At 59.5% G+C, this 23,437-nt stretch carries 18 protein-coding genes; 5 read left to right on the top strand and 13 right to left on the bottom strand.

Features of this window, described 5'->3' with window-relative positions; translation table 11 throughout:
- Positions 1-351 precede the first annotated feature (351 nt).
- Together GIR22_RS21160 and GIR22_RS21155 are read left to right on the top strand one after the other, a co-directional pair.
- Positions 352-1,503 carry an alpha-hydroxy acid oxidase gene (locus GIR22_RS21160; RefSeq protein ID WP_154745217.1) on the top strand — a complete coding sequence of 384 codons (1,152 nt, stop codon included), beginning with the start codon at positions 352-354 and terminating at the stop codon, positions 1,501-1,503.
- A 345-nt stretch (positions 1,504-1,848) separates the two neighbouring features.
- Entirely contained in the window at positions 1,849-2,439 is a 591-nt protein-coding gene (locus GIR22_RS21155; RefSeq protein WP_154745216.1) for an NUDIX domain-containing protein, read from the top strand.
- On the opposite strand, the gene GIR22_RS21150 is transcribed toward GIR22_RS21155, so the two are convergent.
- Positions 2,420-2,869, bottom strand: a complete 450-nt coding sequence (locus GIR22_RS21150; protein ID WP_154745215.1) for an Rrf2 family transcriptional regulator — start codon at positions 2,867-2,869, stop codon at positions 2,420-2,422. The two genes, GIR22_RS21155 and GIR22_RS21150, sit on opposite strands and share 20 nt — an antisense overlap.
- A gap of 142 nt (positions 2,870-3,011) precedes the next feature.
- On the opposite strand from GIR22_RS21150, the gene GIR22_RS21145 reads away from it, so the two are divergent.
- Positions 3,012-3,911 carry an NAD(P)/FAD-dependent oxidoreductase gene (locus GIR22_RS21145; RefSeq protein WP_154745214.1) on the top strand — a complete coding sequence of 300 codons (900 nt, stop codon included), beginning with the start codon at positions 3,012-3,014 and terminating at the stop codon, positions 3,909-3,911.
- A 5-nt stretch (positions 3,912-3,916) separates the two neighbouring features.
- Here GIR22_RS21145 and gudD read toward each other — a convergent pair whose 3' ends face one another.
- Together gudD and GIR22_RS21135 are read right to left on the bottom strand one after the other, a co-directional pair.
- On the bottom strand, positions 3,917-5,266 hold the full coding sequence (gene gudD, locus GIR22_RS21140) for a glucarate dehydratase (protein WP_154745213.1): 1,350 nt from the start codon (positions 5,264-5,266) through the stop codon (positions 3,917-3,919).
- A 12-nt stretch (positions 5,267-5,278) separates the two neighbouring features.
- Entirely contained in the window at positions 5,279-6,628 is a 1,350-nt protein-coding gene (locus GIR22_RS21135; RefSeq protein ID WP_178122386.1) for an MFS transporter, read from the bottom strand.
- A gap of 347 nt (positions 6,629-6,975) precedes the next feature.
- On the opposite strand from GIR22_RS21135, the gene GIR22_RS21130 reads away from it, so the two are divergent.
- Both GIR22_RS21130 and GIR22_RS21125 read left to right on the top strand, forming a co-directional pair.
- Positions 6,976-7,686 (top strand): FadR/GntR family transcriptional regulator, encoded by a 711-nt coding sequence (locus tag GIR22_RS21130; RefSeq protein ID WP_154745212.1) that lies wholly within the window; start codon positions 6,976-6,978, stop codon positions 7,684-7,686.
- An 81-nt stretch (positions 7,687-7,767) separates the two neighbouring features.
- Positions 7,768-8,355 (top strand): LysE family translocator, encoded by a 588-nt coding sequence (locus GIR22_RS21125; RefSeq protein ID WP_154745211.1) that lies wholly within the window; start codon positions 7,768-7,770, stop codon positions 8,353-8,355.
- A 1-nt stretch (position 8,356) separates the two neighbouring features.
- Here GIR22_RS21125 and GIR22_RS21120 read toward each other — a convergent pair whose 3' ends face one another.
- From GIR22_RS21120 to GIR22_RS21075, 10 genes are all read right to left on the bottom strand, one after another.
- Positions 8,357-9,190, bottom strand: a complete 834-nt coding sequence (locus GIR22_RS21120; RefSeq protein WP_154745210.1) for an AraC family transcriptional regulator — start codon at positions 9,188-9,190, stop codon at positions 8,357-8,359.
- 75 nt (positions 9,191-9,265) lie between these two features.
- On the bottom strand, positions 9,266-11,734 hold the full coding sequence (locus tag GIR22_RS21115; protein WP_154745209.1) for a TonB-dependent siderophore receptor: 2,469 nt from the start codon (positions 11,732-11,734) through the stop codon (positions 9,266-9,268).
- 97 nt (positions 11,735-11,831) lie between these two features.
- Complete coding sequence (locus GIR22_RS21110) at positions 11,832-12,800, bottom strand: FecR domain-containing protein (protein WP_154745208.1); 969 nt, start codon at positions 12,798-12,800, stop codon at positions 11,832-11,834.
- Positions 12,797-13,327 carry a sigma-70 family RNA polymerase sigma factor gene (locus tag GIR22_RS21105; protein ID WP_178122391.1) on the bottom strand — a complete coding sequence of 177 codons (531 nt, stop codon included), beginning with the start codon at positions 13,325-13,327 and terminating at the stop codon, positions 12,797-12,799. The genes GIR22_RS21110 and GIR22_RS21105 overlap by 4 nt, the downstream gene beginning before the upstream one ends.
- A 308-nt stretch (positions 13,328-13,635) precedes the next feature.
- Positions 13,636-15,252, bottom strand: a complete 1,617-nt coding sequence (locus GIR22_RS21100; protein WP_154745206.1) for an ABC transporter ATP-binding protein — start codon at positions 15,250-15,252, stop codon at positions 13,636-13,638.
- Between the two features lies 1 nt (position 15,253).
- Positions 15,254-16,273 carry an ABC transporter permease gene (locus GIR22_RS21095; protein WP_154745205.1) on the bottom strand — a complete coding sequence of 340 codons (1,020 nt, stop codon included), beginning with the start codon at positions 16,271-16,273 and terminating at the stop codon, positions 15,254-15,256.
- Position 16,274: 1 nt separating this feature from the next.
- A complete protein-coding gene (locus GIR22_RS21090) occupies positions 16,275-17,348 on the bottom strand; it encodes a microcin C ABC transporter permease YejB (RefSeq protein ID WP_154745204.1) in 1,074 nt (357 codons plus the stop codon).
- 1 nt (position 17,349) lies between these two features.
- The gene (locus GIR22_RS21085; RefSeq protein WP_154745203.1) at positions 17,350-19,188 is read right to left on the bottom strand and encodes an extracellular solute-binding protein; all 1,839 of its coding nucleotides are present in this window, start codon (positions 19,186-19,188) and stop codon (positions 17,350-17,352) included.
- Positions 19,185-21,014: an extracellular solute-binding protein gene (locus tag GIR22_RS21080; protein ID WP_154745202.1), complete on the bottom strand. Its 1,830-nt coding sequence runs from the start codon at positions 21,012-21,014 to the stop codon at positions 19,185-19,187. Before GIR22_RS21080 ends, GIR22_RS21085 begins: the two co-directional genes overlap by 4 nt.
- Before the next feature lie 979 nt (positions 21,015-21,993).
- A complete protein-coding gene (locus GIR22_RS21075; RefSeq protein WP_154745201.1) occupies positions 21,994-23,397 on the bottom strand; it encodes a lytic transglycosylase domain-containing protein in 1,404 nt (467 codons plus the stop codon).
- Positions 23,398-23,437 lie beyond the last annotated feature (40 nt).

Raw genomic sequence — 23,437 nt, 5'->3', positions numbered from 1 at the left:
GTAAACCGGCAGGACGCCGGTTTAGCCGCACTGGGCCAGGGATGGCCCATTGCGGCGGCCCCACGGAGCAATGTCGGAGTACGGGCACACCGAGCCTGAGCGAGGTGCCAAGTGGTGGGGCAAGAGCCTTTGGTTACTTTGGGCTTTTCAAAGTGACCCGCCGTAAGGGCGGAACCCTACGCAGCCGTGACCGCAGCAACGGATATGCCCCAGGGCGCCTGTCTTGCATTCAAGCAGGCTGTTGGCCCGATAAAATCCGAAGTTCTTGCACAGCCGCTCGCCACCGCTTCCATGAGGCGGTTACTCTCTGTTGCGGTTCTTTTTTCTCGGGTTCAGGGAGAGGTAATACTGATGGGGTTGATCACAACGATCGAAGACTTGCGCAAGCTGGCACACAAACGCGTACCGCGAATGTTCTACGACTATGCCGATTCCGGGTCCTGGACCGAAAGTACTTACCGCGCCAATGAAACGGATTTTGCCCGGATCAAGTTCCGCCAGCGGGTGGCACGCAATATCGACGAGCGTTCGATCCGCGCACCGATGCTCGGCCAGGATATGGCCATGCCCGTGGCGCTGGCACCTACCGGCCTGGCCGGCATGCAGCACGCCGATGGCGAGATTCTCACCGCCCGGGCTGCGGCTGCGTTTGGCCTGCGTTATACCTTGTCGACCATGAGCATTTGCTCCCTGGAGGACATTGCCGAACACGTCGGCAAGCCCTTCTGGTTTCAGTTGTATGTGATGCGTGATCGCGCCTTTATCGAGCAATTGATCGAGCGGGCCAAGGCTGCCGGGGTCGATGCCCTGGTGTTGACGCTGGACCTGCAAATCCTCGGGCAACGGCACAAGGACTTGATTAACGGCTTGTCGGCGCCGCCCAGGCTCACCTTGCCCAATGTGCTGAACATCATGACCAAGCCACGTTGGGCCATGGGCATGCTTGGCACCAAGCGGCGGGGTTTCGGCAATATTGTCGGCCACGTCAAGGGTGTGGCCGACATGAGTTCCTTGTCGTCCTGGACCGCGCAGCAATTCGACCCGCGCCTGAGTTGGGCCGATGTGGAATGGATCAAGCGCTGCTGGGGCGGCAAGTTGATCATCAAGGGTATTCTGGATGTGGAAGACGCGCGGCTGGCAGCAGATTCCGGGGCCGATGCCTTGGTGGTCAGCAACCATGGCGGACGCCAGCTGGACGGTGCGCCGTCGAGCATCAGCCAGTTGCCGGCCATCGTCGATGCGGTGGGTGAGCGTATTGAGGTGTGGCTCGATGGCGGCATTCGCAGTGGTCAGGATGTGCTCAAGGCGGTGGCGCTTGGGGCCCGGGGCACGATGATTGGCAGGCCGCACCTGTACGGTTTGGGGGCGATGGGTGAGGCGGGTGTTACCAAGGCGCTGGATATCATTGCCCGGGAACTGGATGTGTCTATGGCGTTGTGTGGGTATAACGATATTCGCAAGGTCACGCGGGATATTTTGCTGCCAGGGACGTTCCCGGAATAAAAAACATCAGAAAAAGCTGAAAAGAGTTGTCCACGAAAACCGTGGGTATCTCTGTGGATAACCCTGTCAGAGCCCGGCAGGGATGGCCATTTAATACGAGGTTAATATTTGACCAATCTCTCCTGAGCGCCAGCATGGCGCGGGGTTGGGCTTGACAGGTATTGGTGAAAACGGTGCGGAATTCGGCTTTACGAGTCGCCGGCGGGGCTTGTGGAAGAAGTGTGTGCCGGCCCGGCTACTTGAGGTGACGATTGGGCGCTCATCAGGTTATCCAGCGCCTGGCTTGACTTGACGATGCTCGCACAGGGACGACATGCTCCATTCCCCACGACCCAAGGCCTGCCCATGGACAATAGCCCCGTTCGCATCACTGCTCTAGAGACGCTCTCCGACAACTGGTATGTGCTCAAGAAATACAGTTTCGACCTGCGCCGCCGCGACGGCACCTGGCAAGCCCAGACCCGTGAGGTCTATGACCGTGGCAATGGCGCGACGATCCTGTTGTACAACCGTGAGCAGCGCACGGTGCTGCTGATCCGCCAGTTCCGCATGCCGGCCTTCGTCAATGGTCACGACGGCTATTTGATCGAGTCAGCCGCCGGTTTGCTGGACAACGCCAGCCCCGAGGAACGTATTCGCCTGGAAGCCGAGGAAGAGACCGGCTACCGAGTCAGTCATGTCGAGAAAGTTTACTCGGCCTTCATGAGCCCGGGCTCGGTGACCGAGCGAATTCATTTCTTTATCGGTGAATACCTGCCGGCAAACCGGGTTGGCGAGGGTGGGGGGCTGGAAGAAGAGGGCGAGGATATCGAGGTACTGGAGCTGGGGTTTGAGGAGGCGCTTGCGCAAGTCGCCGACGGCACCATTATCGACGGCAAGACAATCATGTTGTTGCAGTACCTGGAACTGCGGTTGCTCAAGGGTGGCTTTGCGTAGGCATCACCCCCCGATAGCGTTCATCAAAATCCTCCGCCAACTGCGCCAGCGTCACATTCCCCAAACGCTCCAACAGCAACGCCTGGGCATCATCAAAGGCCTGGGTCAGCGCGGCGTTGACCGCCTGTTCCACGAGGCACTGTGGGTGGTCGGTGGACAGGCCGACGGCAAAGATCGACGACGTGCCGAGGGCGTTGTGGATGTCTAGCAGGGTGATGTCGCTCAAGGATTTACCGAGGGCCCAGCCACCCTGGTGTCCTTTTTCCGAACGCACGTAGCCCTTTTCCTTAAGCAGGCCCAGGGTGCGCCGTACCACTACCGGGTTGGTGCCGAGCATTTGCGCGATGGTCTGCGACGTGGCGCGTTCTTCATGTCGACCCATATGGATCAACACATGGAGCATGCGCGAAAGGCGGGTGTCGTTTCTCATTGCATGTCTCGGCGGGAGTGAGCTGAAAGTATCGTTCGTAACGATTGGAGTTGCGAGACCCTTGACGCATTAATTTCATGTAACTTATGGTGTGCCGTGAAAGCGCCCAGATACTCTGAGCGTAACCAGCGAGATCATTCTCATGATGTACGACGTCATTATCGTGGGTGGCAGCTATGCCGGTTTGTCCGCGGGCCTGCAGTTGGCCCGGGCACGTCGCAAGGTCCTGGTGGTGGACGCGGGATATCGGCGTAACCGTTTTGCGGCGACGTCCCATGGCTTCCTCGGCCAGGACGGCGAGGCGCCAGAGGATATTGTGGCGCAAGGGCGGGCGCAATTGATGGAGTACCCGACAGTCACGTGGGTGCATGACAGCGCCATTCAGGCCCGCCAGGAACAGGATCATTTCACCCTCCGCACCCAGCACAACGGCGAATTCAAAAGCTTGCGGGTGATTCTCGCTACCGGTGTCGTGGACGAGTTGCCAAAGATTGAAGGGTTGATGGAGCGTTGGGGCAAGCGTGTGTTCCATTGCCCTTATTGCCATGGGTATGAACTGGATCAAGGGCGTATTGGCGTGCTGGCGACTTCACCGTTGTCGATGCATCACGCGTTGATGCTGCCGGATTGGGGCACCACGACTCTGTTCACCAACGGAGTATTTGTGCCGGATACCGAGCAACAGGCACAGTTGGATCGGCGCGGGGTCACCGTGGAAAGTGCGGCGGTGGTACGCCTGTTTGGTGAGCGAGCTGATATAGAGTTGGCTGACGGCCGTGTGATCGCCCTGGATGGCCTGTTCACCATGCCCCGGACTCGGATGGCCAGCCCGTTGGCCGAGCAGTTGGGTTGTGAGTTCGCCGAAGGGCCCATGGGGTCGTATATCCAGACCAGCGAGATTCGCCAAACCAGCGTTCCCGGGGTGTTTGCCTGCGGTGACGCGGCTATTGCTGCAGGTTCTGTGGCACTGGCCGTGGGAGAGGGCGTACGCGCCGGAACCGGCACGCACTTTACATTGATTCTGGCTAAGGCCGGCGCTTGAGTCGTTCAGCGCACCAGGCAGGGGCGTTTGTTATCAAAGCTCCAGCCGGGAATCAGGAACTGCATGGCGACACTGTCGTTGCGGGCTCCCAGGCCCATGCCTTTGTACAGTTCGTGGGCGTGGGCCACTGCATCCATGTCGATATCTACGCCCAAACCCGGTTTGGCGGGCACCTGGATATGGCCGTCGACAATCTGCAGGGGCGCCTTGGTCAGGCACTGGCCGTCCTGCCAGATCCAATGGGTATCGATCGCCGTGATGTCCCCCGGCGCGGCGGCGGCCACCTGGGTAAACATGGCCAGGGAAATATCGAAGTGATTGTTGGAGTGTGAGCCCCAGGTCAGGCCCCATTCGTGACACATCTGCGCCACGCGGACGGAGCCTTGCATCGTCCAGAAGTGGGGGTCGGCCAGGGGAATGTCCACCGACTGCAATTGGATAGCGTGACCCATTTCCCGCCAGTCGGTGGCGATCATGTTGGTGGCGGTGGGCAGCCCTGTGGCACGACGGAACTCGGCCATGACCTCGCGCCCTGAATAGCCGTTTTCCGCGCCGCAAGGGTCTTCGGCATAGGCCAGGACGTGGTGCTGGTCTCGGCACAGGGAGATGGCTTCTTTCAGTGACCAGGCTCCGTTCGGGTCGAGGGTGATCCGGGCTTCGGGGAAGTGTTCCGCCAGGGCGGTAACCGCTTCGATCTCTTCGGCGCCGCGCAGCACACCGCCTTTGAGTTTGAAATCGTTGAAGCCATATCGGGCTTTGGCGGCCTGCGCCAGGCGCACGATCGCCTCGGGCGTCATGGCTGGCTCGTGACGCAAGCGGAACCAGTCATCGGCATCGCCTTCACTGCGATAAGCCAAATCGGTTTGCTGGCGGTCACCGATGTAGAACAGGTAGCCGAGCATCTTCACCGCGTCTCGTTGCTGGCCTTCACCGAGCAGCGCCGCCACCGGGACCTCCAGGAACTGGCCGAGCAAATCCAGCAGCGCCGCCTCCATGGCAGTGACGGCGTGGATGGTGATGCGCAGGTCAAACGTCTGCAGTCCTCGACCGGCGCTGTCCCGGGCGGCAAAGGTGCGACGCATGGCATTGAGGATGCTCTGGTACTGGCCGATGGGTTTGCCGATCACCAGGCTGCGGGCATCCTCCAGGGTTTCACGAATACGTTCGCCACCGGGTACTTCGCCGACGCCGATATGCCCGGCGCTGTCCTTGAGAATCACGATATTACGGGTGAAGAACGGGCCATGGGCGCCGCTGAGATTGAGCAGCATGCTGTCATGCCCGGCCACTGGAATAACCTCCAGATGGGTGACAATCGGAGCGTTGCTGGCGTGGTGCTGGTGTTCTGCATTCATGGCAGGGCTTCCTTATTTGCTCAAGACGGGGGCGGGTTGCAGCACGCTGGTGGCGGTTGGGCTTGGCAATGTCTTGGCGAAAAACACCAGGATTGCCGCCAGGATCGACGTGCCGGCCAGGCCATACAATCCGCCCTGGATCGAACCGGTGGTCTGCTCCAGGAAGCCGAACGTGGTCGGCGCGACAAACCCTCCGAGGTTGCCGATGGAATTGATCAGCGCGATCACCGCCGCTGCGATACGTGCGTCCAGATAGCCCTGGGGAATCGGCCAGAACAGCGAGGACGCCGACTTGAAGCCAATGGCGGCAAAACAGATGGCAGCAAAGGCAAAGACCGGCCCGCCGGTGGTGGAGAGGAACATGCCGGCAGCAGCAATCAACAGCGCGGTGGCGACCCAGGCTTGCTGGAATTTGAATTTGCCGGCCAGGGACGCGAAGGCGTACATGGCGATGATCGAAATCAGCCAGGGGATCGAATTGTAGAAGCCCACCTGGATGTCGCTCAGGTCGCCCATTTTCTTGATGATGCTCGGCAGCCAGAACGTGGCGGCGTAGATGGTCAACTGGATGCAGAAATACAGGGCGCAGAACAGCATGATCTGGCGATCCTTGAGCAGCTTGCCCAAGGTCGGCTTGACCGTGTTGGCGGCGTCACGCTCGCGCTGTTCGCGCTCGATTTCATTGACCAGCGCATCCTGCTCTTCGCGGCTCATCCATTTGGCGTCGTGGGGGTTTGAGTCCAGCCAGAACCATACAAAAAAGCACAGGAATACCGAGGCCATGCCTTCGATAATGTACATCCACTGCCAGCCGTGCAGGCCCAACCCAGTGATTTGTAGCAGCAGGCCGGAAAGCGGCCCGGAAATCAACGAGGCGATGGCGGAGCCACTGAGGAAGATGGCAATGGCCTTGCCACGTTCGACGCCGGGCAACCAGCGGGTGAAATAGTAGATCACACCGGGGAAAAAGCCGGCTTCGGCAACCCCCAGCAGAAAACGCAGGATGTAGAAGTGGGTTTCGTTCTGGATGAACGCCATCAGCGTGGCGGTGATGCCCCAGGTGAACATTATTCGTGTGAGCCAGATACGTGCGCCGACTTTTTGCAGGAGCATGTTGGAGGGCACTTCGAACAGCGCGTAACCGATGAAAAACAACCCGGCACCAAAGCCATAGGCCGCGGCGCCGATGCCCAGGTCATGTTCCATATGGGTACGGACAAAACCGATGTTGACGCGGTCGATGTAGTTGACGATGAACATGATCACGAAGAGGGGGAGCACATGGCTCTTCACCTTCTTGATGGCGCGAGCCAGAACCGGGTCTATGGCGGGCGCAGCTGTCGCAGGGCTTGAAGGGTTCACGAGGAAAAACTCCCACTGATTATTGTTGTGCGGGGATATGTCAGTTGCCAGAGATGCCTGGCAACTTGATAGACATCATACAACTTGATTTTTAAATTCTGCAATCATGTTTTGAAACATTGCGGCTGCTGGTATGGGCTTTCCTACGGGTCTATTTAGCTTATTCCCAATGATTACTGTTATTTTTCGGTGATTTGGCTTTTGTGATTGATAGGCTAGATTCTCGTAAAAAATGACTCTGGCATACCTTTGAAGAAGAACTCCTGTTTGTTGTCATACAAGTTTGCTGGCTGTCTCAGGCGCTTGAGGATGCTAGTATTGTCGGGCTCCCCTGAATGGAAAACCCGATGCAAAACGACAGCACTGTGCCCTTGCGCAAACGCACCCCAGGCTTGGCCCACGACATCGTCACTGCGCTGACCCAGCGCATTCTCCTGGGGCAGATGGTGCCCGGTGAAAAGTTGCCGTCGGAGTCGGCCATCGTTGGTGAGTACGGCGTGAGTCGCACGGTGGTGCGTGAGGCAATTTCCAAATTGCAGGCCGCGGGGCTGGTGGAAACCCGTCACGGTGTAGGCACCTTCGTATTGGCACGGGACGAGCGTCATGGCTTGCACCTGAGCCACGATACGGCCACCAGCGTGCGCAGCATCCTGGAATTGCGCATGGGCCTGGAAACCCAGGCCGCCGCCCTGGCCGCCCTGCGCCGTACCGATGAACAGTTGCAACAGATGCGTCGGGCTCTGGACGACTATCAGGACCTGTTGGCCAATAACGACAGCAGCGTCGAGCCCGACGCGCGCTTCCATCAACTGATCGCCCAAGCCACAGGTAATACCTGTTTCACCGATGTCATCTATCACCTTGGCAACTCGGTGATCCCGCGCACACGGATCAACGCCCAGGAGCGGGGCGACGCGGACCTGATGAAGTTGGGGCAATTGGCGAACCTGGAGCACGAGGCTATCTTGAAAGCGATCCGCCGCCAGGACCCGGACGCGGCCAGGGCGGCGATGCTGCTGCATTTGAGCAACAGCCTGGAGCGGATGACTGGGGAGTAGGGGGCATTTTCTTCAATACGCCATTCAGGCTGCGCTCTATCGTGCTCCCTTAGTCATTCGTCAGAACAAAAGGGAACCGCAATGAGCTTGATTATTTCCATGGCCGCCTTCGCCCTGGCCACCTCCATCACCCCGGGGCCGGTGAACGTCGTGGCCTTGAGTTCAGGGGCCCGTTTTGGCTTTGGGGCCAGCCAAAAGCATGTGGCCGGGGCCGCCCTCGGGTTCACCTTATTGCTGGTGCTGATCGGCCTTGGACTGCACGAGTTGCTGCTGCGCTGGCCGCTGCTGACCCAGCTGATTCAATGGGGTGGCGTGGCGTTCCTGTTGTACATGGCTTACAAGTTGGCCGTCGACGGTGGGCGGCTGGAGTCTGAAGGGACGGCGGCTGCACCGTCGATGCTCTACGGTGCGGTCATGCAGTGGCTCAATCCAAAAGCGTGGTTGGCCTGTGTGGCGGGGATGGGGCTGTTTGTGGCCGATGGCGACGGGAAGCAGGTTTGGCTGTTTGCGCTGATCTATTTGGTCATTTGCTACCTTTCGGTGGCGTGCTGGGCTTACGCCGGGACGTTCTTGCGGCGCTACCTGAACAATCCCCAGGGCGTACGCCTGTTCAATCGGTCGATGGCTGCGTTGCTGGTGGCCAGCGTGGGGTATTTGCTGCTCGCTTGAGTCAGCCTCGATATTGCCCAGGCGTCGCGGCGAAATGTTGTTTGAAGGTGCGCTGGAAGTGCGCCTGATCCGCAAAGCCGGCCGCCAGCGCCACATCGGCAATCAACTCGCCGCTGCGCAATTGCGCGCGAGCAAACTGGATACGCCGGTTGAGCAGGAATGCATGGGGCGTCATGCCGTAGTACTGCTTGAATGCGCGGATCAGGTACGACGGCGACAACTGCGCAGCCAGGCAGATCTCTTCCAGCTTCAAGGCTTCGGTGCAGTGTTCGCGAATGTATTCGGCCGCTCGTTCCAGCTTGCGATTGACCTCCCGCACCACCGTCGTCGCCGGGTTCAGGCGCAGTTGCACCTCAGTGAAGAAACTCACTATGGCGCTCTGCTTTTGCAGGTGTTCAGCCTGCGCATCCACCAGTAGCTGATACAGCTCGAGCAGGCCGGTGTACAGCATATCGTCTTGCGTGTGGGTGGTGGTGAAGGGGCGAAAACCCAGGTCGGTACTGAAACCTAATTGGTGCTGCAAATCGGTCAGCCAAGGCGTGTCGATGTACAACATATGATAGGACCAGGGCTGGTCGTCGATGGGGTTGCAGGCGTGAACATCGCCAGGGTTCATCAACACCACGGTGCCGGCGCTGATCTGGAAAGTCTCCTGGCCGTGTATATACAGGCTTTGCCCGGAGGTTATCGCGCCGATGGAAAAATGTTCGTGGGAGTGGCGGCTGTAGCAGACCTTACGGCCATCGGCGATGGTGCGTGCCTCGATAAACGGCAGGTTGTCGTCGCGCCAGAAAAGCGGCGAGCGCGAAAGGTGATCCGTGGCGTTCAGCGACATGTCTGTGACTCCCTCTCAAGCAAGACCGAGCGGGATCATTACACAGTGCTGTGCTGAGTCGCCACAGGTCTCAGATCAGAAGTCCCATTTGGTGGCCAGTTGCAAGCTGCGCGGTTCGCCATAGAAACCGGTGCCAAAGTTGCCCAGGCCCGTGTAGTACTTTTTGTCGAACAGATTTTTCACGTTCAGCGTCGTGCTCAGGTGCTCGCTGAAACGGTAGCGCGCCATCAAGTCCACCAGGTAATAGCTGTCCTGGGTGATACGGGCGTTATGGCCGAAATTGACTGTATCAGCGGGATCAGGTTGAAACACATTGCCGAAGAATTCGCTCTGCCAGTTGACCCCGGCGCCCAGCGTCAGGTTCTCCAGGGCCCCTGGCAGCCGATAGGCGTTGAACAGGCGCACCACTTGCTGCGGCGTGGTGGTTTGCAATACTGAGCTGTAGACGTAGTCGTCATTGGCGTCGCGGGTGTGCTGGTAGGTATAGCCTGCCGAAACATTCCAGCCATCCAGCACTTCACCGGCCAGTTCCACTTCGAAGCCCTGGGTGGTGGCGCCGGCTATCGGGCGATAGATCGAGTCGGTTTCAAACCCGGAAACGTACTGGGCGACGTTGTCCTGTTCGATGCGGAAGGCTGCGAAGCTGGCATTCAGGCGGCCATCGAAAAAAGCCGCCTTGAGCCCGGCTTCGTAGGTGTCACCTTCGACCGGGTCGAGCAACTTGCCATTGGCGTCCTTGCTCGACTGTGGCGCGTAGATCTTGGTGTAGCTGGTGTAGACCGACCAGGTACCATTGAGGTCGTAGACGATACCGGCGTAGGGTGTGACAACACCGCTCTGGCGGTAAGTCGTGTGGTTGTCGGCCTTGGTGGGGTCATAGAAATCGGTGCTGTCGGTCCCGCTGAAATTGCTGACCCGGGCGCCGAGGATCACCGACAGGTCGTCAGTGGGCTTCAGGCGGGTGGCCAAGTACGCGCCTGTTTGGCGCTGGACGATGTCGTTCTGGCCGCTACGGGGAATATCCGGCTTGGCATACTCGCCACGCCAGTCATAAATACTGCCGCCCACCGCCGGGTAGATCGAACCATACACCGGTATGTCCTGTTTTGACCGAGTGGCCATAAAACCCATGATCAACTCATGTTCGCGGCCGAACAGGCTGAACGGGCCGTTGAGGTTGATGTCCAGGGTGCTCTGGGCCTGGTCACCCTTGTATTTGCCCATGAACATGTACATGCCGTCGCCCGTGGCCTGGTCCGGGTTGCCGCCGCTGGCGGAGGCGAGCAGGGTGTCATGTTGGCTGCGCTTGCGGTCCAGGCTGACTTTCAGCGACCAGTCGTTGGCCAACTGTTGCTGTACGGAGGCGAAGATCGTCTGGTTCTGGAAGTCGCGACGGCTCCAGTCGGCGGCTGGATTGAACGAGCGTGAGAAATTTGTCCGTGCGCCGTTGCTGAAATACATCGGGAAACCAGTCCAACTGGCGCCTCGGGATCGGGTGTCTTGCTGGTCGATACCAAAGGTCAGGAGGGTATCCGGTGTCAGGTCGGCTTCAAGGATGCCGTAGGCGATGTCTTTGGTGTTTTGGTAGTGATCGAGGTAGGACTGTCGGTCCTGATAAACGCCGACGAAGCGCCCACGCAGATTCCCGGACTCGGTCAGCGGTCCGGAAATATCGCCTTCGGTGCGGTAGTTATCCCAGGAACCGACGGTGCCGGTCACCGAAGCCTGGAAATCCTTGGTGGGTTTTTTACGAATCAGGTTGACGGTGGCCGAGGGGTCACCGGAGCCTGTCAACAACCCCGAGGAGCCCTTGATGATCTCCAAGTGGTCGTAGGCTGCCATGTCAGTGCTGGTGGTGCCGTAGTCATACACGCCGTCATAGGTGGAGTTGACGCCGTCGTACTGGAAGTTGGTGATTGGCAGGCCTCGGCTGGAAAACTCCCAGCGCTCGCTGTCGTAGTTCTGCACACTGACGCCGGGAGCGCGGCGCAGGGTGTCGGCGATGTTGTTGGAACCCTGGTCGTCCATTTGCTGGCGGGTGATGACGGTCACCGACTGCGGTGTCTCGCGCACCGACAAGGGCAAACCGGTGGCCGAGGACATTGAACCTGTGGTGTAGGCGTGCGTGTCTTCGGTGGTTGCTCCCAGGCCCTGGCCGGAAATGGTGGTGGCTCCCAACTCCAGGGCGCCGGTATTGGCGGGCGCCAGTTCCAATACATAACCCTTGTTGCCCTGGGGCAAGGCTTGCAGGCCACTGCCTTGGAGCAAGCGCTGCAAGCCGTTGGCGGGGGTGTAGTTGCCGTTGAGGCCCGGGCTGGTTTTACCGGCTGCCAGGTTGTTATGTCCCGCGATGAAAATCCCGGATTGCTCGGCGAAGCTGTTCAGTACGCTGACCAGCGAGCCGGCGGAAATGCTGTAGCTGCGCGATGCTTCCTGCCTCGAGCGCTCTGGTGCAGAGTACGCGTTGAGTGGACCCAGGCAGAGCAGGGTGGCAGTCATGGCCAGCGCCACTGGGCGCAAAGCGAAACGGGCGGGTTGCGGCATGGAAGTTTCCTTTGGATCAAGTCGGTCGGCGAATATGAGAGCGTCTGCTGGGTTAACCGAACGAACTGTTGAAAAGGGAACTGGCGAATGAATTTTTTCAGGCCGATGGTTTTTTTGGCCCGACGATGACCCACCACGGCATGAGCTTTTCCACGCTGACGGGCAGGGCGGCCTCCAGCAGGTGCAAGGCGCGATCACTATCCAGGAGAGGGAACGAGCCCATAACCGGCAGTTGCGCCACAGCCGGATCACACCCCAGGTGGCCTGGACGGTAGCGATTGAGCTCGGCAATCAGCTTGCCCAAGGGGAGGTTGTCGGCCAGCAGCACGCCACGGCTCCAGGCCTGGTGGTTGACCGAGGCGGGTGCTGCATGGTGGAAAGTCTCGGCAGTGAACGTCACTTGCTGGCCGGCTTCGATGATCCTTACTTGTTGGTTGGCGGCGGTACACACCTCGACCCGGCCTTCAAATACATTGAGCATTGTGGTGTCGCCGTCTTGCAAGGCACTGAAGCGGGTACCCAGTGCGCGCATCCGACCCTGTTGCGTCTCCACGAGAAACGGCCGGCCTTCTTCCTTGGCTGTCTCGATCAGCGCCTCGCCGAAGCGCAGATACAGTAGGCGTTGATGGCTGTTGAAGCGCACATCCACAGCGCTCAAGGTGTTGAGCCACAGATGACTGCCATCGGCCAGCAGGGCTTCGCGGGTTTCGCCGCTGGCTGTGGCGTAGTCGGCGCTCCAGCCGCCCACCAGCCGTGGCAGGGCTGTATTACGCCACGCCCCCCAGGCCAATGCGGTACCGGAACACACTACCAGCAAGGTCTTGAGGGTCTGGCGTCGGGAGCTGCGCAAGGCACGGCTGGCACTATGAGACTCTTCTACCAGTAGCGCAAAGCGCTGGCTGACGCGCTCCACATAACACCAGGCAGCCCGATGCTCGGGGTTTTGCCCCAGCCAGGTTTGCCAGTGTTGTTGTTCCTGGGCGCAGAGTTGCTGATCCTGTAGGCGGACGTACCATTGGGCGGCCTGTTGCAGGCTGGCATGACTGAGCTTGCCGGCGTTGTTCATTCCACCAGCAACCCATCAAGCTCTGCTTCCAGCACAGCGCAGTGCAACAAGGCCTGGGCCAGGTATTTTTTCACCATGCGCTCACACACCTCAAGCTGTGCCGCGATCTGCTTGTAGGGCATACCGTGTAGCTGTGCCAGCAGGAATGCCTCTCTGACCTTGTTGGGCAGGCGCGCCAGCATGGCGTCCACTTCGTACAGGGTCTCGACAATGATTGCCCGTTGTTCCGGCGACGGCTGTAAGGCTTCGGGTCGTGCGGCCAGAGTTTGCAGCCAGGCTTGTTCCAATTGCCGGCGGCGCCAATGGTCGATGCACAGGCCGCGGGCGATGGTTGCCAGATAGGAGCGCTCGTGTACTTCGTCGGCCGTCTGCGGTGGGCGTTTGAGCACTCGAATAAACGTATCGTGGGCCAAGTCGGCAGCATCCCAGCCGTTGTTCAGCCGCCGATGCAACAGCCTGAGCAGCCAGGAATGGTGAGTGCCGTAGAGGTGGCTGAACAAGGTTGGTGAAGTCGACACAATATTTATCCGGCGCAGAGGCCTTGGCGTAAATAGGAATTGGTCGCGATTAAAGCAAAGGGATGGATGCGGCGCAAATGATATTGGTTTGCTTTTGGGGGCGAGCCCTCAGGGCCCGTGGTTTTCGGTAATCCAGGCCGTCGCCAAATTGATAAGCGCGCGCAATTTTGTTGGCACTGGGTACTGACACGCTGTAGGTGGCGTAAGCCCAGCTGGCTTATGCTCAGCAAAAGATGGATGCCAGGCGTGAGCTGTCGGCTTCAACCGGCTTCTAAAATCTGAAATGACCGTGATCGTTCCCACGCGCGTGGGAACGATCATCCGGCGGGTTGGGTGCTGGGCACCAAAAATGCCGCCTCCAACAACTGCCGGGTATAGGCATGCCGGGGATCGGCAAAGATTGTCCGGGCATCCCCTTGCTCCACCACCTGGCCATGCTTGACCACCATCAACTGGTGACTCAGCGCCTTGACCACCGCCAGGTCATGGCTGATGAACAGGTAGGTCAGGTTGTATTTGGCCTGCAGGTTGCGCAGCAACTCTACTACCTGGCGCTGGACCGTGCGGTCCAGGGCCGAGGTGGGTTCATCCAGCAGGATCAACCGTGGCTTGAGTACCAGGGCCCGGGCGATAGCGATGCGTTGCCGCTGGCCTCCGGAAAATTCATGGGGGTAGCGATGGCGGGTCTGCGGGTCCAGGCCGACTTCGTCGAGGGCGGCGATAATTGCATCTTCCTGTTCAGCCGGGGTGCCCATTTTGTGGATGCGCAGGCCCTCGCCGACGATTTCGCTGACGCACATGCGCGGGCTCAAACTGCCGAACGGGTCTTGGAACACCACTTGCATTTCCCGTCGCAGGGGGCGTACCTGTTGCTGGCTCAGGCGGTCCAGTTGCTGGCCTTCGAAACGAATTCCGCCCTGGCTGCCGATCAGCCGCAGGATCGCCAAGCCCAATGTGGACTTGCCGGAACCGCTTTCACCGACGATGCCCAGGGTCTGGCCCTGGGGCAGGCTGAAGTTGATACCGTCCACCGCCTTGACGTAATCGACGGTGTTGCGCAGAAAGCCTTTCTTGATCGGAAACCAGACTTTCAGGTCATCGACTTCCAGCAGTGGCGGGCCAATGACATTGATGGCCGGCAATCCACTGGGCTCGGCGGCCAGTAACTCCTGGGTGTAGGGATGCTGGGGCGACTGGAACAGTGTTTCGCAATCCGCCTGCTCGACAATGCAGCCGCGCTGCATCACGCATACCCGATGGGCGATGCGTCGCACCAGGTTCAAATCGTGGCTGATCAGCAGCAGGGCCATGCCCAGCCGCGCCTGTAACTCCTTGAGCAATTCCAGGATTTTTAGTTGCACGGTCACGTCGAGCGCGGTGGTCGGCTCGTCGGCGATCAACAACTCCGGCTCGTTGGCCAGGGCCATGGCGATCATCACCCGCTGACGCTGGCCGCCAGATAGCTCGTGGGGCAGGGCCTTGAGGCGCTTGTGTGGTTCAGGGATGCCTACCAGTTCCAGCAACTCCAGGGTACGCCGCGTGGCAACCTTGCCTGTCAGCCCCTTGTGCAGGCCAAGCACTTCGTTAATCTGCTTCTCGATCGAATGCAGGGGGTTCAACGAGGTCATGGGTTCCTGGAAAATCATCGCAATGCGGTTGCCACGAATATGCCGGATGGTTTTCTCTTTCAGGGTCAGCAAATCCTGCCCGGCGTACTGGATCGTTCCCGAAGGATGCCGCGCCAGTGGGTAAGGCAGCAGGCGCAGGATCGAGTGGGCGGTCACCGACTTACCGGAACCGCTTTCGCCCACCAGGGCCAGGGTTTCGCCGCGCTTGATATCAAAGCTGACGCTTTCCACCACCCGCTGGTGGCTGCTGCCAGTGGCGAACTCGACGCAGAGGTCGCGGACTTCGATCAGATTGTCCTGATTCATCTCATTTCCTCGGGTCGAAGGCATCGCGAGCGGACTCGCCGATAAACACCAGCAAGCTCAGCATGATGGCCAGCACCGCAAAGGCGCTCATGCCCAGCCATGGCGCCTGCAGGTTGGATTTGCCCTGGGCCACCAGCTCTCCCAGGGACGGCGAGCCGGCCGGCAGGCCAAAACCGAGAAAGTCCAGGGCGGTCAGGGTGCCGATAGCCCCGGTCAGGATGAATGGCATGAACGTCATGGTCGAGACCATGGCATTGGGCAGGATATGGCGGAACATGATCGCACCGTTCTGCATCCCTAAAGCCCTGGCTGCGCGCACATATTCCAGGTTGCGTCCGCGCAGGAATTCGGCGCGCACTACGTCCACCAGGCTCATCCAGGAAAACAGCAGCATGATCCCCAGCAGCCACCAGAAATTGGGCTGCACAAAGCTGGCGAGAATGATCAGCAGGTACAGCACCGGCAAACCCGACCAGATTTCCAGGAACCGCTGCCCGGCCAGGTCGACCCAACCACCGTAGAAACCCTGCAGGGCGCCGGCCGTCACGCCGATGATCGAGCTGAGCACGGTCAGGGTCAGGGCAAACAGCACCGAGACCCGAAAGCCATAGATCACCCGCGCGAGCACGTCACGGCCCTGGTCGTCGGTACCCAGCAGGTTATCGCTGGAGGGCGGGGCAGGGGCCGGTACTTTCAAGTCGTAATTGATGCTCTGGTAGCTGTACGGGATCGGCGCCCACAGGGTCCAGGCATCCTTGGCCTTGAGCAGTTCGCGGATATACGGGCTCTTGTAGTTGGCTTCCAGGGGGAACTCGCCGCCGAAGGTGGTTTCCGGGTAACGCTTGAGTGCCGGGAAATACCAATCGCCGTCGTAATGCACGGCCAGCGGTTTATCGTTGGCGATCAGTTCGGCGCCAAGGCTCAGGCCAAACAGCACCAAAAACAGCCATAGCGACCACCAACCGCGTTTGTTGGCCTTGAAATGCTCGAAGCGTCGACGATTGAGCGGGGATAGATTCATCTCAATGCTCCCGGCTTTCGAAGTCGATGCGTGGGTCCACCAGGGTGTAGGTGAGATCGCCGATCAGCTTCACCACCAACCCTAGCAAGGTGAAGATGAACAGCGTGCCGAATACCACCGGGTAGTCGCGGTTGATCGCCGCTTCAAAACTCATCAGGCCCAGGCCATCAAGGGAAAAGATCACTTCCACCAGCAAGGAGCCGGTAAAGAAAATGCCGATGAACGCCGAGGGGAAACCGGCGATCACCAGCAGCATGGCGTTGCGAAACACGTGGCCGTAGAGCACTCGGTGGTTGGTCAGGCCCTTGGCCTTTGCGGTGACCACGTATTGCTTGTTGATCTCGTCGAGGAAGCTGTTTTTGGTCAATAACGTCATGGTCGCGAAGTTGCCGATCACCAGAGCGGTGACGGGCAGGGCCAGGTGCCAGAAATAGTCGAGGACCTTGCCGCCCCAGCTCAATTCGTCAAAGTTGTTGGAGGTCAATCCGCGCAGGGGGAACCAGTCGAGGTAACTGCCACCGGCAAACACCACGATCAACAGGATAGCGAAGAGAAACGCTGGAATCGCGTAGCCGACGATGATTGCCGAACTGGTCCAGACGTCGAAGTGGCTGCCATGGCGGGTGGCCTTGGCGATCCCCAGCGGGATCGACACCAGGTACATGATCAGGGTGCTCCACAACCCGAGGGAGATGGACACCGGCATCTTTTCCTTGATCAGGTCGATCACCTTGGCGTCGCGGAAGAAACTGTCACCAAAGTCCAGCCGGGCGTAATTCTTGATCATGATCCACAAGCGTTCCGGCGCCGATTTGTCGAAGCCGTACATTTTCTCGATTTCCTTGATCAGCGCCGGGTCCAGGCCCTGGGCGCCCCGGTAGCTGGACCCGGCCACCGAGACTTCGGCGCCGCCGCCGGCAATGCGGCTGGTAGCGCCTTCAAAGCCTTCGAGCTTGGCGATCATCTGTTCTACCGGGCCGCCAGGGGCGGCCTGGATGATCACGAAATTGATCAGCAAGATGCCGAACAGGGTCGGGATAATCAGCAGCAATCTGCGAAAGATATAGGCCAGCATCTCAATTACCCCCGCTCACCGGATCGGCTGCCTGATGGGTGTCCAGGGTTACGGCTGGCTGGGCATCGGGTTTGCTCCACCAGGTGGCAGTGCCGACGTCGTACAGCGGCGAGATTTTTGGGTGACCCAAATGATTCCAATAGGCTACGCGGAAGGTCTTGATGTGCCAGTTCGGGATGACGTAATAGCCGAACTGCAATACGCGGTCCAGCGCCCTGGCATGGGCGATCAAGCTCTTGCGTGAGTCAGCGTCGATCAGCTCTTCGACCAGTTGGTCGATGGCCGGGTCTTTCAGGCCAATGTAGTTACGGCTGCCGGGGTTGTCGGCACTGGAGGATTTCCAGAATTCACGTTGCTCGTTACCTGGGGACGAGGACTGCGGGAAGTTGCCCACCACCATGTCGAAGTCCCGCGAACGGATGCGATTGACGTACTGCGAGACGTCGACCCGGCGAATGACCAGGTCGATGCCCAAGTCCGCCAGATTACGCTTGAAAGGCAGCAGGATGCGTTCGAACTCGGTCTGGGCCAGCAAGAACTCAATGGTCACCGATTTGCCGGTGGCATCCACCATCTTGTCATCGACGATGTGCCAGCCGGCCTCCTGCAGCAACTGATAGGCCTCTCGCCGCTGGTTGCGAATCATGCCACTTGCGTCGGTTTTGGCAGGCTCGAAGATTTCGGTAAAAACCTGGGCAGGGATCTTGTCGCGAAGGGGGGCGAGAATCGCCAGTTCTTCCGGGCTGGGCAGGCCGGTGGCGGCCATTTCCGAGTTTTCGAAATAGCTGCGGCTGCGGGTATAGGCGCCGTTGAACAGTTGCTTGTTGGTCCATTCAAAGTCCAGTAGCAGGCTGATGGCCTTGCGCACCCGCACATCCTGAAACATCGGCTTGCGGATGTTGAACACAAAGCCCTGCATGCCGGTGGGGTTGCCGTTGGGAATCTGCTCCTTGATCAGCCGGCCTTCGGCCACGGCGGGAACGTTGTAGGCATTGGCCCAGTTTTTTGCGCTGATTTCCAGCCAGTAATCGAATTGCCCGGCCTTGAGGGCTTCCAGGGCGACGGTACTGTCGCGGTAGTAATCGGTGACCCGGTAATCGAAGTTATACAGCCCTTTGTTGATTGGCAGGTCTTTGCCCCAGTAGTCCTTGACTCGTTCATAGCGCACCGAACGTCCGGCCTTGACCTCGCTCACCTTATAGGGGCCGCTGCCCAGCGGCATTTCCAGGTTGCCTTTGCTGAAGTCGCGGGTGGCCCACCAATGCTTGGGCAGCACCGGCAGTTGGCCGAGGATCAGCGGCAGCTCACGGTTATGGGTGCCTTTGAACTTGAACAGCACCCGCAGCGGGTCCTCGGCTATCACTTCATCAACGTCGGCGTAGTAGGTGCGGTAAAGCGGCGTGCCTTGCTTGATCAGGGTCTGGAAGGTAAATACCACGTCGTCGGCGCGCACCGGGTGGCCATCGTGGAAGCGGGCTTCGGGACGCAGGTAGAAGCGCACCCAGCTATTGTCCGGGGCTTTTTCGATCTTGCCGGCCACCAGGCCATATTCGGTGAAGGGTTCGTCCAGGCTTTGGGTGGCGAGGGTGTCATAGATCAGCCCAATGTTATCCGCCGGCACACCTTTGCTGATAAACGGGTTGAGACTGTCAAAACCGGTCACGCTGGATTCGCGAAACGTCCCACCCTTGGGGGCATCGGGATTGACATAATCGGCGTGCTTGAAGGTGGCGGGATACTTTGGGGGATCGTTATATAGAGTCAGGGCATGTTGCGGGGCGGCGTTGGCCGTAGCGCAAAACAACAGGCCACCCAGGATCGCAGTACGCAAAGGTATCATTGGGCTTTCTCCGAAGCTTTCAGCCACCATGCGCTCAGGCCCAGGCTGTAAGGCGGCGTGGTGACGAAGGCGAACCGGTTGCGGTACGCCAGGCGATGATAGTTGAGGTACCAATTAGGAATACTGTAGTGCTGCCACAGCAGGACCCGGTCCAGGGCCCGGCCTGCGGCCAGTTGTTCTTCGCGGGTTTGTGCTGCCAGCAGTTGTTCAAGCAGATGGTCGATCACCGGGTTGGCGATGCCCGCGTAATTTTTGCTGCCTTTGACACTGGCTTGACTGGAATGGAAGTACTGCCATTGTTCAAGGCCCGGGCTCAGGGTCTGGCTGAGGGTCATCAGAATCATGTCGAAGTCGAATTGATCGAGGCGCTGTTTGTACTGTGCCCGGTCAACTGTGCGCAAGCGTGCATCAACGCCAATGCTCGCCAGATTCTCTATATACGGCTGTAGGATCCGTTCCAGGTTCGGATTCACCAGCAGGATCTCCAGGCGCAGCGGTTGCCCGTCGCTGTTGAGCAAGCGCTGCCCGGACAGCTTCCAGCCGGCGTCATTCAACAAGCTCAGGGCGCGGCGCATGGTTTCACGAGGAATGCCGCGGCCCTCGGTCTGGGGCAGGCTGAACGCCTGGGTGAAGAGGTTGGCCGGCAGTTGCTCGCGGTAAGGCGAGAGCATCAGCCATTCGTGGCCTACCGGCACCCCGCTGGCAGAGAACTCACTATTGGGGTAGTAGCTCAGGGCACGTTTATAGGCGCCGCTGAACAGAGTGCGGTTGGTCCATTCGAAATCGAACATCAACCCCAGCGCTTCGCGGGCCTTGGCCTGGCTGAAGGCCGGTCGCCGGCTGTTCATGAACAGGCCCTGGCTCTGGGTCGGGATCTGGTGGGCAATCTGCGCCTTGATCACCTCACCTCGATTGACCGCCGGGAAGTTATAGCCACTGGCCCAGTTCTTCGCCTGATGCTCGATATAAATATCGAACTCACCGGCCTTAAAGGCTTCGAAGGCCACGTCACTGTCACGGTAGAACTCCACCTCGACCTTGTTGTAATTGTAGAACCCCCGGTTGACCGCCAGGTCCTTGCCCCAGTAATCCTTGACCCGCTCGAACACCAGTTGCCGGCCAGGCGCGACCTTGCTGATGCGATAAGGCCCGCTGCCCAGGGGCGGTTCGAAGGTGGTGGCCTTGAAGTCGCGTTTTGTCCAATAGTGCAGGGGCAGCACTGGTAATTCGCCCAGGCGCAGGATCAGCAACGGGTTGCCGGCGCGTTTGAACACAAAACGGATGCGATGACGATTGAGCACGTCAACTCGCGCCACTTCCTGCAGATTGGTGCGGTACTGCGGATGGCCTTCGGTCAGCAATGTGCGATAGGAAAACGCCACGTCGTAGGCGGTAATCGGCATTCCATCGTGGAAGCGTGCTTCCGGGCGCAGGTTGAACACCACCCAGCTGCGGTCTTCGCTGTACTCTACCGACTGGGCAATCAAGCCATAACTGGAGGTGGGTTCATCGCCGGAAGGGGCATACCGGCCGGTGCCGACCATCAACGGTTCGTTGAGCTCATTGACCCCGTATTGCAGGAAATTGGCGGTGGAGACTGGGCTTGTGCCCTTGAAGGTATAAGGGTTGAGTGTGTCGAATGTGCCAAAGGCCATGACCCGCAAAGTGCCGCCTTTGGGCGCTGCGGGGTTTACCCAATCGAAGTGGGTGAATTTGGCCGGGTACTTGAGCATGCCGAATTGCGCATAACCGTGACTTTCGGTGATGGTCGCGCTCGCAGAAAAGCTCAAGGCCAGACTTATTAATAGAAGGAGGGAACGCTTCAAGTCAGAGATCCGATCCAGGCGGCTTGGGCTTTATGATCGGTACAGTAACAGCTTGTTCCGGCAGGAAAAAGACTATCTCCCAAACGGTTGTGACAGGCAAACCTGTAGCCGCTGGCGCAGCCTGCGATCGGCTGCGCAGCAGTCGTTTGGGCCTTGAGATTGCCGAAGGTCCTGCGGCCCTTATCGCAGCCTCGTGCCTCGGCAGCGGCTACAAGGACCGCACCGATTACCTGTAGCCGCTGGCGCAGCCTGCGATCGGCTGCGCAGCAGTCGCCGGGGCCTTGAAATTGCTGAAGGTCCTTCGGCCCTTATCGCAGCCTCGTGCCTCGGCAGCGGCTACAAGGACCGCGCCGATCACTTGTAGCCGCTGGCGCAGCCTGCGATCGGCTGCGCAGCAGTCGTTTGGGCCTTGAGATTGCCGAAGGTCCTGCGGCCCTTATCGCAGCCTCGTGCCTCGGCAGCGGCTACAAGGACCGCGCCGATCACTTGTAGCCGCTGGCGCAGCCTGCGATCGGCTGCGCAGCAGTCGCCGGGGCCTTGAAATTGCTGAAGGTCCTTCGGCCCTTATCGCAGCCTCGTGCCTCGGCAGCGGCTACAAGGACCGCACCGATCACTTGTAGCCGCTGGTGCAGCCTGCGATCGGCTGCGCAGCAGTCGCCGGGGCCTTGAAATTGCTGAAGGTCCTTCGGCCCTTATCGCAGCCTCGTGCCTCGGCAGCGGCTACAAGGACCGCACCGATTACTTGTAGCCGCTGGCGCAGCCTGCGATCGGCTGCGTAGCAGTCGCCGGGGCCTTGAAATTGCTGAAGGTCCTGCGGCCCTTATCGCAGCCTCGTGCCTCGGCAGCGGCTACAAGGACCGCGTCGATCACTTGTAGCCGCTGGCGCAGCCTGCGATCGGCTGCGCAGCAGTCGTTTGGGCCTTGAGATTGCCGAAGGTCCTTCGGCCCTTATCGCAGCCTCGTGCCTCGGCAGCGGATGTTATCTCGGCCCGGAAACCACCAGCATCTGCCCTGGCTTCAACGCCTGGCTGGTGCGCGGGTTCCAACGCTTGAGATGTTGCATCTTGACGTTGAAACGCTTGGCGACGACGTACAGCGAGTCACCCTTCTTGACCTTGTACTGCACTGGCTTCCTGTTGGCCACCCGCTTGCGGGTGTCTTGCATCACCAGGGTCTGGCCTACCTTTAGAGACTGGCCATTGAGCTTGTTCCAGCGTTGCAGGTCATGAACGCTTACCTTGTTGGCCTTGGCGATCAGCGTCAGGTTGTCCCCACTCTTGATCTTGTAGCTGCGAGTGCGTCCGGCGACTGCCTTGTGTTCAACTTCGTCGAACAGCGCTTTTTTGGGGCGCATGCTGAGAAGTTCTTCCGGGTTCATTGCCGACAGGCTGCTGGCCAGCAATTGCGCCTTGGACGTGGGTACCAGCAAGTGTTGCGGGCCATCCAGGGTGGTGCGTTGCTTCAGGGCCGGGTTGAGCTGGAACAATTCGTCTTCGTCGATCTGTGCCAGCGCGGCAACCCGTGACAGGTCCATGCTTTGCTTGACTTCGACCACTTCAAAGTACGGCGTATTGGCAATCGGGTTCAGGTTGACGCCGTAGGCCTCGGGAGCCAGTACCACTTGGGACAGCGCCAGGAACTTGGGCACGTAGTCCTTGGTTTCCTGGGGCAGTGGCAGGTTCCAGTAGTCGGTCGGCAGGCCGAGCTTCTCGTTACGCTCGATAGCCCGGCTGACCGTGCCTTCACCCGCGTTATAAGCCGCCAGGGCCAACAACCAGTCGCCGTTGAACATGTCATGCAGACGTGTCAGATAGTCCAGGGCAGCAGTGGTGGAGGCAGTGATATCGCGGCGACCATCATAGGCGCTGGTCTGGCGCAGGTTGAAGTAGCGCCCGGTGGAAGGAATGAATTGCCACAAGCCGACCGCATTGCTGCGTGAATAGGCCATCGGGTTGTAGGCACTTTCAATCACTGGCAGCAGCGCCAGTTCCAGAGGCATATTGCGCTCTTCAAGACGCTCGACGATGTAATGAATGTAGAGGCTGCCGCGTTCGCCGGCATTCTCCAGAAAGGACGGGTTGCTGGCGAACCACAAGCGTTGCTGCTCAATGCGCGGGTTGACGCCCGCCCCATCCTGCAATTGGAACCCCTGGCGCATGCGTTCCCAGACATCCTGGGGCTCCTGGGGGCTTGGCTTCTCTGATAGCCAAAGGGGTTTTTGCTTGATCTTGGCGGTAAGATTCGGTTTGGGTTGCACGGTGGTTTGTGCAGCAAAATGGGTCGTTTGGCAGCCTGCCAGAGTTGCGCAGACACCAACCGCTATGGCTTGAGCCAAGCGGGTCAATGCGTCTGAATAGTTGGATTTACGAATAGATGACGACATTGGCTGGAAGTAAGTTCCGGGCAAAAATGTCGGGCGATTC

Source organism: Pseudomonas karstica (assembly GCF_009707515.1).
Lineage (GTDB): Bacteria > Pseudomonadota > Gammaproteobacteria > Pseudomonadales > Pseudomonadaceae > Aquipseudomonas > Aquipseudomonas karstica.
The sequence above is the reverse complement of the archived record's forward strand: the minus strand, read 5'-3'. Positions and strand labels throughout refer to the sequence as shown.

What these genes read in the sequence shown, in the direction of transcription:
- GIR22_RS21090 (WP_154745204.1), bottom strand. Translation starts at nt 17,348, where the DNA reads ATGCTGGCCTATATCTTTCGCAGATTGCTGCTGATTATCCCGACCCTG.
- GIR22_RS21125 (WP_154745211.1), top strand. Translation starts at nt 7,768, where the DNA reads ATGAGCTTGATTATTTCCATGGCCGCCTTCGCCCTGGCCACCTCCATC.
- GIR22_RS21115 (WP_154745209.1), bottom strand. Translation starts at nt 11,734, where the DNA reads ATGCCGCAACCCGCCCGTTTCGCTTTGCGCCCAGTGGCGCTGGCCATG.
- gudD (WP_154745213.1), bottom strand. Translation starts at nt 5,266, where the DNA reads ATGAATGCAGAACACCAGCACCACGCCAGCAACGCTCCGATTGTCACC.
- GIR22_RS21085 (WP_154745203.1), bottom strand. Translation starts at nt 19,188, where the DNA reads ATGATACCTTTGCGTACTGCGATCCTGGGTGGCCTGTTGTTTTGCGCT.
- GIR22_RS21155 (WP_154745216.1), top strand. Translation starts at nt 1,849, where the DNA reads ATGGACAATAGCCCCGTTCGCATCACTGCTCTAGAGACGCTCTCCGAC.
- GIR22_RS21075 (WP_154745201.1), bottom strand. Translation starts at nt 23,397, where the DNA reads ATGTCGTCATCTATTCGTAAATCCAACTATTCAGACGCATTGACCCGC.
- GIR22_RS21100 (WP_154745206.1), bottom strand. Translation starts at nt 15,252, where the DNA reads ATGAATCAGGACAATCTGATCGAAGTCCGCGACCTCTGCGTCGAGTTC.
- GIR22_RS21120 (WP_154745210.1), bottom strand. Translation starts at nt 9,190, where the DNA reads ATGTCGCTGAACGCCACGGATCACCTTTCGCGCTCGCCGCTTTTCTGG.
- GIR22_RS21160 (WP_154745217.1), top strand. Translation starts at nt 352, where the DNA reads ATGGGGTTGATCACAACGATCGAAGACTTGCGCAAGCTGGCACACAAA.
- GIR22_RS21150 (WP_154745215.1), bottom strand. Translation starts at nt 2,869, where the DNA reads ATGAGAAACGACACCCGCCTTTCGCGCATGCTCCATGTGTTGATCCAT.
- GIR22_RS21095 (WP_154745205.1), bottom strand. Translation starts at nt 16,273, where the DNA reads ATGAATCTATCCCCGCTCAATCGTCGACGCTTCGAGCATTTCAAGGCC.
- GIR22_RS21145 (WP_154745214.1), top strand. Translation starts at nt 3,012, where the DNA reads ATGATGTACGACGTCATTATCGTGGGTGGCAGCTATGCCGGTTTGTCC.
- GIR22_RS21130 (WP_154745212.1), top strand. Translation starts at nt 6,976, where the DNA reads ATGCAAAACGACAGCACTGTGCCCTTGCGCAAACGCACCCCAGGCTTG.
- GIR22_RS21110 (WP_154745208.1), bottom strand. Translation starts at nt 12,800, where the DNA reads ATGAACAACGCCGGCAAGCTCAGTCATGCCAGCCTGCAACAGGCCGCC.